This window comes from Mesorhizobium sp. M7A.F.Ca.CA.002.05.1.1 (genome assembly GCF_003998335.1).
Taxonomy (GTDB): domain Bacteria; phylum Pseudomonadota; class Alphaproteobacteria; order Rhizobiales; family Rhizobiaceae; genus Mesorhizobium.
Genome location: NZ_RZQI01000116.1, coordinates 1 through 10,681, shown reverse-complemented (window position 1 = coordinate 10,681; position 10,681 = coordinate 1). Strand labels below are relative to the sequence as shown.

The 10,681-nt window shown below is 65.1% G+C and carries 12 protein-coding genes; 7 read left to right on the top strand and 5 right to left on the bottom strand.

Features of this window, described 5'->3' with window-relative positions:
- From EN939_RS08735 to EN939_RS08720, 4 genes are all read right to left on the bottom strand, one after another.
- Positions 1-535 (bottom strand): coenzyme F420 hydrogenase/dehydrogenase beta subunit N-terminal domain-containing protein (locus EN939_RS08735; RefSeq protein WP_272483084.1); only part of this gene is annotated, 535 nt, incomplete at its 3' end.
- Between the two features lie 12 nt (positions 536-547).
- Positions 548-1,462 (bottom strand): nitrilase-related carbon-nitrogen hydrolase, encoded by a 915-nt coding sequence (locus EN939_RS08730; RefSeq protein ID WP_127267696.1) that lies wholly within the window; start codon positions 1,460-1,462, stop codon positions 548-550.
- Complete coding sequence (gene hydA / locus EN939_RS08725) at positions 1,447-2,865, bottom strand: dihydropyrimidinase (protein ID WP_245473067.1); 1,419 nt, start codon at positions 2,863-2,865, stop codon at positions 1,447-1,449. Before hydA ends, EN939_RS08730 begins: the two co-directional genes overlap by 16 nt.
- A gap of 36 nt (positions 2,866-2,901) precedes the next feature.
- Positions 2,902-3,252 carry a RidA family protein gene (locus EN939_RS08720; protein WP_127267694.1) on the bottom strand — a complete coding sequence of 117 codons (351 nt, stop codon included), beginning with the start codon at positions 3,250-3,252 and terminating at the stop codon, positions 2,902-2,904.
- A gap of 304 nt (positions 3,253-3,556) precedes the next feature.
- On the opposite strand from EN939_RS08720, the gene EN939_RS08715 reads away from it, so the two are divergent.
- The 7 genes from EN939_RS08715 to EN939_RS08690 are packed head-to-tail and all read left to right on the top strand — an operon-like array spanning position 3,557 to position 9,582.
- Positions 3,557-4,810, top strand: a complete 1,254-nt coding sequence (locus tag EN939_RS08715) for an MFS transporter (protein ID WP_127267693.1) — start codon at positions 3,557-3,559, stop codon at positions 4,808-4,810.
- A 10-nt stretch (positions 4,811-4,820) separates the two neighbouring features.
- A complete protein-coding gene (locus EN939_RS08710; protein WP_127267692.1) occupies positions 4,821-5,570 on the top strand; it encodes an SDR family NAD(P)-dependent oxidoreductase in 750 nt (249 codons plus the stop codon).
- Between the two features lie 30 nt (positions 5,571-5,600).
- Positions 5,601-6,626: an NAD-dependent epimerase/dehydratase family protein gene (locus EN939_RS08705; protein ID WP_127267691.1), complete on the top strand. Its 1,026-nt coding sequence runs from the start codon at positions 5,601-5,603 to the stop codon at positions 6,624-6,626.
- A 12-nt stretch (positions 6,627-6,638) separates the two neighbouring features.
- Entirely contained in the window at positions 6,639-7,574 is a 936-nt protein-coding gene (locus tag EN939_RS08700; RefSeq protein WP_127267690.1) for a polysaccharide deacetylase family protein, read from the top strand.
- A 15-nt stretch (positions 7,575-7,589) separates the two neighbouring features.
- On the top strand, positions 7,590-8,351 hold the full coding sequence (locus tag EN939_RS38960; RefSeq protein ID WP_245473066.1) for a dihydroorotase: 762 nt from the start codon (positions 7,590-7,592) through the stop codon (positions 8,349-8,351).
- On the top strand, positions 8,327-8,803 hold the full coding sequence (locus EN939_RS38955) for a dihydroorotase (RefSeq protein ID WP_245473065.1): 477 nt from the start codon (positions 8,327-8,329) through the stop codon (positions 8,801-8,803). The genes EN939_RS38960 and EN939_RS38955 overlap by 25 nt, the downstream gene beginning before the upstream one ends.
- Positions 8,804-8,808: 5 nt before the next feature.
- Positions 8,809-9,582 carry an SDR family NAD(P)-dependent oxidoreductase gene (locus EN939_RS08690; RefSeq protein ID WP_127267689.1) on the top strand — a complete coding sequence of 258 codons (774 nt, stop codon included), beginning with the start codon at positions 8,809-8,811 and terminating at the stop codon, positions 9,580-9,582.
- Between the two features lie 206 nt (positions 9,583-9,788).
- On the opposite strand, the gene EN939_RS08685 is transcribed toward EN939_RS08690, so the two are convergent.
- Positions 9,789-10,681, bottom strand: an 893-nt coding sequence (locus EN939_RS08685) for an ROK family protein (RefSeq protein ID WP_164750920.1), incomplete at its 5' end; no start/stop codon positions are given.

Below are 10,681 nucleotides of genomic sequence, written 5' to 3'. Positions count from 1 at the left end.
CCACCAGCGTCGCCGTGGGGCCGTAGCGCGAGCCGGCGCCCTCGATCATCGAAACGGCATCGAAGCTCAGGCGCCGCTCATTGCGCATCGGCTGTAAGCGTGATGCGGCGACATGCAGCACGAACTTGACGCGTCCCGAGCTCAGCAGAAATTGCCCAAGCGCCGTCAGCACACCGCCTCCCGATCCGACAAACCGCACCGTGGGATCTCCCGCGCGTCCGAGCACAAGCCGTTCGGCGGGGCCCCAGACGGTGTCCGTCAACGCTGCATTGCTCGCCTGCGCCGGCGGTGGACCGGCGATGCGCGTTCCCGGGCAGACTGCGTTGACCCGCGTCAGCGTCGACCTGACCAACACCTGCATCGCCACCGGCCGCTCGCGCCCTTCCGGCGTCATCGCCATCTCGACCTTGCCGGGACCGGCGATCGAACGGCAGAGCCCGCAACCGATGCAGAGACCGTTTTCCACGATCTCGCCGAGCGACAGCGGCTCGGTCGCGCGCGGCGCCGTGTCCTGGCTGGTTTCGCTGGGGGCCATCAAGTTTCGATCTCAGGCCGGTTCGGAAATGCACCGGTACTGGTCGGGGCGGCGATAGAGCGCGAAGTTGAAATTCACTTTCCGGCAGGTCTCGATCAGGTCGAGATCGGCGCGGTGGACGATGACCTCGTCGTCGAGCGACATCGCCTGCGCGGCGATCTCGCCGGTCGGCGCGATGATGCAGGACCCGCCGATCAGTGCCTGGCCGTCTTCCAGCCCCGCCTTGGCGGCCGCAGCGACCCACAGCGTGTTCTGGTAGGCGCCGGCCTGCATCGGCAGATGGTTGTGGAACATTCGCAGATGCGCCAGCGCCGGCGCCTCGTCGAGCAGCAGTGGCGTGTTGTAGCCGAGCAAGGCCACCTCGGCGCCATTGAGGCAAAGCATGCGGTAGGTTTCCGGCCAGCGGCGATCGTTGCAGATCGCCATGCCGACACGCACGCCGCGATAGTCGAAGACCGGAAAGCCGAGATTGCCCGGTTCGAAATAGCGACGTTCGAGATGCGTGGTGATGCCTTCCTCCGGCTCGCTCGACCCCGGCACATGCATCTTGCGGTAGCGGCCGATGAACCGCCCGTCCGGGCCGACAAGGTCCATGGTGTTGAAACAGCGCGTGCGGCCGTCTTCCCTTGCGATCTCGCAATAGCCGAGCGCGAAGCCGATCTTGAGGCGGGCGGCGGCATCATAGAGGCATCGCGTTTCGGGCCCCGGCATTGCCCTTTCGAAGAAGGCGTCGATCTCCGCCTGATCGTCGATGCGCCAGCGCGGGAAGAAAGTGGTCAGCGCCATCTCGGGAAACACGGCAATCTCCGCCCCGGCGGAAGCTGCCTGTTCCAGCAAGTGGATGAGGCGATCGACCGTCTCGCTCCGCGTCGCACTGCGCTGGATTGGCCCGGTCTGGGCGACCGCGATAGTCAGGCATCGAGCCACGGCATCATCTCCTCGACTGGTTTTCCCGAGCGGGCCGGATCGGCGGCGCTGCGCTCTACGAACTGTCCGAACCCCGGCTGCACCTGGAGTTCGCCGTCGGCGACAACCGGCACGCCGCGCACCAGCACAGTGGTCGGCTTGCCCGTCACGCTCCTGCCCTCATAGGGCGTGAAGTCGACACGCGAATGCAGCGCCCGGTGCCCGAGCGTCCAGGTCACTGTCGGATCCCACAGCGCCAGATCGGCATCGAGGCCGACCGCTATGCGCCCCTTGGCATGGGCCAGGCCATAGATCGCGGCGGCGTTGCGCGAGGTGAGATCGAGATAGCGCTCGAGCGTCAGGCGGCCGCTCAGCAGTCCCTCCGAGAAGAGCAGCGGCAGACGAGTCTCGATGCCGGGAATGCCGCTCAGCGTGGTGGTGAAGTCGGGTGTCTGCGACCGAGCGATCTTGTCGGCGAAGAAATAGGGCGAATGGTCCGACGACCACAGGTCGATGCCGCCATCGATCAGCGCCTGCCACAGATGCCGATGGCTGCGCGGCGAGCGCGGCGGCGGCGAAAACACAAAGCGCGCCGCATCCATGGCCGGCCGGTCGAGGTCGGCGGCGCCGATGAACAGATATTGCGGGCAGGTCTCGGCTATCGCATCCACCCCTCGCCCGCGCGCCCGCGCCACCTCCTCGGCCGACTGCCAGGAGGAGACGTGGACGATGGTCATGCGCGCGCCGGTCATTTCGGCGAAGGCCAACGCACGATGCGTTGCCTCCCGCTCCATTGTCTCGCTGTGGGCAACGACATGGTAGCGGATATCGGTGCGGCCGAGATCGATCAGGCGCTGCCGCGTGCGCCTTATGGCGGCATCGTTCTCGGCATGGACCATGACGATCCAGCCAAGCCTATGGGCAGCATCGAGCACCCTGAAGAACAGATCGTCATCGACGGCAAAGCCCTGATAGGTCATGAACAGCTTGACCGACGCGATACCGCGGCCGGCGAGCAGCGAAAGCTGTTGCTCGACATCCGGGCCGGTGCCCATGGTCACCACCGCGTGCAGCCCGTAATCGATCACCGCGCGCCCTGTGGCACGGTCGAGCGCTCGATCGATGGCGGCGACGGTGCTCATCTCCGGACCCGGCATGCCGAACGGGACGATGCATGTCGTGCCACCGAAGGCAGCCGAGATGGTGCCGGATTCGAAATCATCCGCATTGCCGGCCCCGCCCCAGACCGGCTGGTCGAGATGGCAATGGGCATCGATGCCGCCCGGCATGACCCAACGACCGCCGGCGCCGATCAAGGATTTGCCGGCCAGGCCCGTCCCGGTGGCGGCGATGCGGCCGTCGTCGATGGCGATATCGCATTCGGCCCAACCGTCGTCGAGGGCAACGCGTCCGCCTTTGATCACCAGCTCATGCATTCGGTTTGCCCACCCCAATCGGCGTCAGCCGACCGCCGCCGTCACCATGATCTCGACGCGATACTGGTCGCCGGCAAGCCGCGCCTCCACCGTCGCGCGCACCGGCATGGCGCTGCGGTCGATCCAGGCATCCCAAGCCATATTCATCATGTCGAAGTCGGCGATGTCACGCAGCCAGATCTGAGCGCTCAGGAGTTTCGACTTGTCGCTGCCGGCCTTGGCCAGAAGCGCATCGATCTTGGCGAATATCTGCTTGCTCTGCGCGGTGGTGTCGCTTGAAAGGTCGTCCGCCGTCAGGCCGGAAACATAAACGGTGCCGTTATGGCGCAACACCCGGCAAAAGCGTTGGCCGTTCTCAAGACGTTCGATCGTCATCTCGGGGTCCCCTCTCGATCTTTGACAGGCGACCTATCGTAGGGAGCGCACTAAAGGACTGTAAAGCCTTTCGCAGGGCGCAACGCCGTTTTCCGCCGCCGGGATGGCCAAAAAAAATGACGCCATAGCCGTGTCAATCTTCGCTTGCAGCAGGCATGACTGGGTGTAGCTTCTGTTTGGGAGAGCAGCCGCCGGCCAGCGTGACTGCCAAGGGGAGCCGTCGCAATGCACAAGAATCCGGCGCCGCTTGTCGATCCTGCTTGCGATCTCCGGCGTCCGTCCTAGTCGGCCAGGCGCGGCATTCATGGGATCGATCGGTCAATCCGCGATGCGCTTTTGGCAGAACGCCGAGCGCTCCCGCGCAACGCTGCCGATGATGGCAGGCGTCTGTTTCGCCTGTATCGGCAGCGCCATGCTGACGACAGCGGTGTCGTTCCACCTCGGCAAAGCCGGCGTCGATCCCGGAACCGTGCAGATCGTGCTGACCGCCTATCCGGCCGGTTTCCTGATCGGATGCCTAGTGACGCGTCCATTGGTCACCCGCTACGGCCATGAGCGGACATTCCTGCTGGTCCTGGCAACTGCGCTGCTGTCGGCCCTGGGCTTCGTCGTTACCGACTTCATGCCGGCATGGTTCTGCTTGCGGCTGCTCGGCGGCATGTCGATGGCCTCGATGTTCGTCGTCTGCGAGAGTTGGATCAATCTCTATGCCGAACAGCACAATCGCGGCTCGCTATTCGCGCTCTACATGCTGACGACGGCGATTGCCGTGCTGCTTGGCCAGGTCCTGGTGGCGATGGTCGGTCCGCAATCTCCGCATCTGTTTCTGGTCGCGATGGCGACGGTGCTTGTGGCCTTTGCGCCCAACTTCGCCGGGGTGCGCTGGCCGGCGCTGCCTTCGGTGCCGAGTGATCCGGCGCCCGCGTCCGGAGCCAAGGCAGACAGGCGGCTGGGACCGCTGGCGCTCTTCAGGCTGGCGCCGGTGACGGTCGTGGCGATTTTCCAGGGCGGCATCACCAACATGAACGTCTTCGTGCTGACGCCTCTTTACGGAACGCAGATCGGCCTGTCGGCGGCGGCCACGGTCTGGCTGGTGACCACGATAAGCATTGCCGGAATGGTGGCGCAGACCCCGGTCGGCTGGCTTTCTGACCGTTTCGACCGCCGCCTGATACTGCTGGTGCAAGGGCTGGTATCGGTGACGGCCTGCGCCTTGATCGCTTGGGTCGGCACCCTGTCGGTGCCTCTGCTCTTCGTGCTGTTCTTCATCTATGGCGCCACGGCGCTGACGATCTATCCGGTGGCGATGGCCTTCGGCGCATCGCAGCTTCATAGCCGGCACATGGTCGCCGCCTCCGGCACGCTGCTCCTGCTCTACTCGATCGGCAATGTGGCAACGCCGGGCGTCGCCGCGGGGTTGATGGCGCATCTTGGACCTCCCGCCATGTTCCTGCTGCTCGGCGGCGGCGCTGCCCTGGTCACGTTGGCCGCCTGCTACAATCTTCTGCGCCGGCCGGTCACGGCGCCGGTCATGCAACGTATCGAGGAACGGGTTTGAGGAGGCCGCGATGAACCGTCTCGAAGGCAGCGCTGTCCTGATAGCAGGCGCCGCAAGCGGCATTGGCGCGGCCATTGCCCGGCGCTGCGTCGCGGAAGGCGCCGGCGTGATCTGCGCCGATTATGAGCTGGAGGCGGCGCAAGCCCTTGCCGATGAGCTCGGCGCCGCCGCTTCCGCCTGCGGCTGCGATGTGACCGATGCGGAGCAGGCTCGCAGCGCCGTCGACATCGCAAGGCAGCGCTTCGGCCGGCTGGACGGACTGGTGCACAACGCCGCCGCGCCATCGACCAATGCCACCGTCGTCGATCTCGACGAACAGTCCTGGCGCCGCGAACTCGACGTCAGCCTGACCGGTGCGTTCCTGATGAGCAAGTTCGCGGTGCCGTTGATCGCGGTGGGTGGCGGCGGCTCGGTGGTGTTCATCGGCTCGCAGTTCGGACGCGTCGCCACCGCCAATGCCGTCGCCTATTGCGCTGCCAAGGCGGGGCTGATCCATCTCGCCAAGGCGATGGCGGTCGACCATGCGCCGGACAATGTGCGCGTCAACAGCCTGTCGCCGGGCGCGGTGGCGACAGCGCGCCTGCTGCGCAGATTTCCGGACTTCGAGGCCGCCAATGCGGGTCTTGGCCCCGCCCATCTGCTCGGCCGCATCGCAGAGCCGGATGAGATCGCCGCGGCGGCCGCTTTCCTTTTGTCATCGGACGCATCCTTCGTCACCGGATCCGACATGCTCGTGGACGGCGGCTATGCAACGCGCTGATCCTGTTCGTTCAACTTAGAAGGAGTTCACATGACGCTGCTTGTCACCGGAGGCACCGGCTTTGTCATGAGCGTGGTCGCGCGCGCATGGCTCGACCGCGATCCGCAAGCCCGGGCCGTGATCCTCGACCGGTCCGGCCTGGACGCGGCGGCCGAAAAGCATTTCGCCCCGGTGCGCGACCGGCTCACAGTGGTCGCCGCCGACGTCCTCGACCCGAAAGCCTGGTCCGCGGCGCTAGACGAGCAAGGCATCACGGCGATCGTGCATGGCGCGACAATCACGCCGATCTCGCGCGGCAGCGCCTCGGAGGCAAAACGGCAGCCCGAGGCCGAAGACCCGGCCCGCATCGTCGACGTCAATCTAATGGGCACCGTGCGGATGCTGGACTGGGCGCGAGAGAGACCGGACCTCAAGCGCTTCGTCTATGTCAGTTCCGGCTCCGTCTACCGTCACAATGGCCCCGACTGGAGCAGCGAGCCGCTGCCGGAAGACGGCTATGTCGCGCCGTTGACGCTCTACGGCATCTCGAAATTCGCCTCCGAGATGGTGACCAACCGCTATGCCGACCTGTTCGACCTGTCGGCGGTCTCGGTGCGACTTGCTTCGGTCTACGGCCCGATGGACCGCGCGACCGAGAGCCGCAACTTTCGCCATGTTCCCAACCGCGTCGCACATATGGCTTTAGCCGGCGAGACGATCAGGCCGAACAGCCTGGAGCCGGTCGGCGACTATATCGTCTCGACCGACGTTGCCGCCGCGATCCTCGCGCTGATCGATGCACCGCGCCTCAATTACCGTCACTACAACATCGGCTCCGGGTCTAGCCAGACCATCGGCGAGATCGTCGGCTGGGCAAGGGAACGCGTGCCGGGCCTGAAGGCCGAAGTGACACCAGGAGAAGACGCCAATATCGTCCAGGATGTGAGACTGAAGGGCGGCATGTGGGGCGCGTATGACATCGCCCGCATCCTGCGCGACACTACATGGCGGCCGCGTCCGGGCAAGGAAGCCTTCCACGCCTACATGGACTGGATAACCGCCAACGAAACGAGATGAGAGGAATTTGCCATGACGCCAAGCGCTGCCTCGCAACCGCCCCAGCCGCGCGACCTCGTCGGCTATGGTCCGAATCCGCCCTTCGTGACCTGGCCCGGCGGCGTCAAGCTCGCCATCAACCTCGTGCTCAACTATGAGGAGGGCTCGGAATATTCCTGGCTCGAAGATGGCCGCAACGACAATTGGGGCGAATACAATCTCACCTCGAGCCCGCCGGTGCGCGACCTCGGCACCGAGACGCATTTCGAATATGGCAGCCGCGCCGGCGTCTGGCGCTTGGCACGGCTTTTTGATCGCTACGACATCCCGATCACCATCTCAGCTTGCGCGGTGGCGCTGGAGCGCAACCCGCCCTTCGTCGAATGGATGAAGACGCGACGACACGATCTGCTCGGCCACGGCCTACGCTGGATCGACTATACGACCATGGAGCGCAGCGAGGAAAAGCGCCAGCTGCATGAAGCGGTCGGGCTTTACGAGACACTACTGGGGAGGCGGCCGCTCGGCTGGAACTGCCGCTCGCTGCCCAGCGTCAACACGCGCGATCTGCTCGTCGAGGAAGGCAGCTTCCTCTATCACTCCGATCCCTGCAATGACGACCTGCCCTACTTCCTCGACCATCGGGGCACGGAAATCCTGGTCGTGCCCTATTCCAAGACGCTCAACGACAGCCGTTATCTGGTGGCGCCGGGCTACAGCAAACCGCGCGACTTCGCTGAGGATTGCCGCTCGGCGATCGATTACATGCTCGGTGAAGCCGACGAGACCGGCGGCCGCATGCTGACGATCGGCATCCATGCGCGCTGGATGGGCCAACCCAACCGGGCGTCCGGGCTGCGCGAGGTGATCGAACATGTGAAGCAGAACCCGGCCGCTGCCTTCATGCGCCGCGAAGAGATTGCCCGGTTCTGGCTGGAGAGCCATGCCAGCTTCGAGCGGCGCGGCTAACGGAAACAAGACGGCATGTTCGAAACCCTGATCCGGGGAGCCACCATCGTCAACGCCGAAGGGTTCGAGCGGCGCGATGTGGGCATTACCGATGGCCGTATCGCGGCGCTTGTCCAGCCTGGCGAGACGGCCTCGGCCAGGACAGTCATCGATGCGGCCGGTGCCTATCTGCTGCCCGGCCTGGTCGACGCGCACGCGCACCTGCGCGAGCCTGGACTGACACACAAGGATGACTTTTCCTCGGGCACGCATGCCGCGGCCCTTGGCGGCGTGACGACGGTGCTCGACATGCCGACCGACGAGCCATGGACAGCCACAGCCGAACAGCTTGCCGACAAGATGGCGATGACCGAGGCCCGCATACATGTCGATGTCGGCTTGCAGACCGTCGTCAGCCGCAACCTGTCGCTTATCCCTCGCGTGCTGGACTTGGCGCCGGTCTCGTTCGAGCTGTTCACCGCCGATGTGCCCGATGACTTCCTCTTCGCGACGTCCGACGCCGTGGCCGAGGCGTTGAAGGCTTTCGCCGGCAGCGACACTTTGATCGGCATCTCGCCCGGCGATCAATCGATCCTGACCGGCAGCACACTACGCGACCGCCCCGGCACCATCGCCGCCTTTCAGGCCAGCCGGCCCCACGTCTCGACGCCAGCGTCGAAACAACGCCGCAGAACCTCTTCTTCACCGCCAGCGATTATGAGATGCAAGGCGCTAATCTCAAGGCCTCGCCACCCCTGCGCTCGCCGCATGATGTGGATGCGCTGCGCGCCGCGCTGAGCGGAGGACTGATCGACATCGTCGCCACCGACCACGCGCCGCACGCGCCAATCGAAAAGGCTGCATCCTATGCGGCCTTTGCCGACATTCCAGGTGGCATGCCAGGGCTGCAGACACTGTTGCAGACCATGCTGAAACTGGTCGATGAAGGCTTGATCGCATTGTCCGATCTGGTGCGCCTGTGCGCCCGCAATCCGGCCGAGCGCTTCGGGCTTGGCCGGCGCAAGGGACGGATCGCCACCGGCTACGATGCCGATATCCTCATCCTCGATCCGCGCCAGTCCAGCACGATCGCCAATGCCGATCAGGTGTCGCGAGCGGGCTATACGCCATTCGATGGCTGGACCGTCCAGGCGCGGCTGACAAGCGTCTTCCTGCGCGGTCGCGAAATCGCGCGCGAGGGAAAACTGATCGGCCCGAAAATTGGAACCATCGTCACCCGGGAAAGCTGAAGACCATGCCCCTCCTCGCAGACAAGACCGCCATCGTCACCGGAGGCAGTTCCGGCATCGGCCGCGCGATCGCGCTGAAATTCGCGGCCGAGGGCGCGAGCGTCGTCATCGCCGACACGGTCGAGCAGCCGATCGAAGGCGGTAAGAGCACCGTGGAGTTGATCCGCTCGGCCGGCGGAGGTGCTGTTTACATCCGGACCGACATCTCTGACTGGAGCGCCGTCGATGCGCTGGTCGATGCGACGGTCACGCAGTTCGGACGGCTCGACGTGATGGTCAACAACGCCGCGATTTACACCAGCACCAATCTGATCGACACCACGCCGGAACAATGGCAGCGCGTCATCGGCGTCAACCTGACCGGTTTCTTCTACTGCTCGAAACGGGCGGTGATGCAGATGCTCACCCAGGCGCCCGTCACCGATGTGCGCGGCCGCATCATCAACATCTCCTCGCAGCATGGTATCGTGGCCTGCCCGGGCGACTTCCCCTATTCTGTGAGCAAGGGAGGCATCGTGCAGATGACACGGCAGATCGCCGTCGACCACGCCGACGACCTGATCGTCTGCAACGCGATTGCGCCAGGCAAGATCGTCACCGGCAAGCCGGGTGTCGCCAACGAACCCGACGCGCTCGATTACTCGCGAAGGCGCACGCCATGGCCGCGGCTTGGACATCCGAGCGACGTGGCCGGAGCCGCCTTGTTTCTCGCCAGCGACATGGCAAGCTACGTTACAGGCATCAACCTGATGGTGGACGGCGGCTGGATGGCGGGCTGACCTAGTAAGACCTAAGGCCGACTGCCCGGAGACCGCGGGCAAGGGCTGCAGCAAGGGACGTTGGCCGACGAACAGGTCAAAACATTACGTGGGCACTTTTTCGCCCCCAGAGTCGAGACACGCGCTCTGCAACGGTAGTAGTCGCAGTCGCAAACAGTTCTCCAGAAGCGATCTGGTCACGCGGTATCTTCCAAATCAGACCACTACTAGCGCTCCAGCTCTGACAATGGCGGCAGCACGACAGCCGGATGGCGGCCTTCGCGCAGCATCAGCCCGAGACTGTAGTCGACGGCTAGCTTCATGGCGCCGAGCGCCGTGCCGCCGTCTTCAAGCGAACTGACGGCGATCCGTGTCGGCCACGCAAGTTCTGCTGCGACGCGTTCGACATTTTCTGTCATCAGCGGGTTTCTGCCGACACCGCCGCCAAGCACGATCAGGCCGGGGTCGAGCATGCCGATGCAGCCGGCCGCCAGCCTGCCGATATCGGCTGCATGACGCGCGACTGCCGCTACCGCCGACGCTGAGCCCTCCAGAGCACGCGCGAACAGATCCTTGGCCGAGTCGGGCGGCGCGCCTTCCCCAGCGGGCCAGTCGACACGACAGCGCTCGATCAGCGCCCGCGAGCCGAGATAATGTTCGAGCCCTTCACGATAGGGCGTCTCGCTGGCCGACCACGGAAACGGCATGCGGCCGATTTCGCCGGCAGCACCGCCGGCTCCGCGAAACAAACGCCCTTCGGTGATGAGGCCGAGGCCGACCCGCACGCCAACCTGCAGAAAGGCGAAGGTCTGGTGGCCTTGCGCGGCGCCAAAGTGCATCTCGCCGATGGCCGCGCAATTGACGTTGTTTTCCAGGATGATCGGCACTTTGACACTGCGCCGCAGCAGGCCAAGCACGGCGGACGGCCCGCCGGGCCGGTCAAAACGATCGTTGGAGACGATGCGCGGCACCGCCACCGCAATGGCACGCAGCGCGCGAAAACTCTTGGCCACCTTGGCCATTGTGGCACGCGCCACCGACAGCACGACAGCGCCGACCGCGTCGGCATCGCCGGCTATCGTTTCCGGGATCGGTTCTTCCGCCGACGCCAGCTTCTGCG

What these genes read in the sequence shown, in the direction of transcription:
- EN939_RS38960 (WP_245473066.1), top strand. Translation starts at nt 7,590, where the DNA reads ATGTTCGAAACCCTGATCCGGGGAGCCACCATCGTCAACGCCGAAGGG.
- EN939_RS08720 (WP_127267694.1), bottom strand. Translation starts at nt 3,252, where the DNA reads ATGACGATCGAACGTCTTGAGAACGGCCAACGCTTTTGCCGGGTGTTG.
- EN939_RS08700 (WP_127267690.1), top strand. Translation starts at nt 6,639, where the DNA reads ATGACGCCAAGCGCTGCCTCGCAACCGCCCCAGCCGCGCGACCTCGTC.
- EN939_RS08705 (WP_127267691.1), top strand. Translation starts at nt 5,601, where the DNA reads ATGACGCTGCTTGTCACCGGAGGCACCGGCTTTGTCATGAGCGTGGTC.
- EN939_RS08710 (WP_127267692.1), top strand. Translation starts at nt 4,821, where the DNA reads ATGAACCGTCTCGAAGGCAGCGCTGTCCTGATAGCAGGCGCCGCAAGC.
- EN939_RS08715 (WP_127267693.1), top strand. Translation starts at nt 3,557, where the DNA reads ATGGGATCGATCGGTCAATCCGCGATGCGCTTTTGGCAGAACGCCGAG.
- EN939_RS08690 (WP_127267689.1), top strand. Translation starts at nt 8,809, where the DNA reads ATGCCCCTCCTCGCAGACAAGACCGCCATCGTCACCGGAGGCAGTTCC.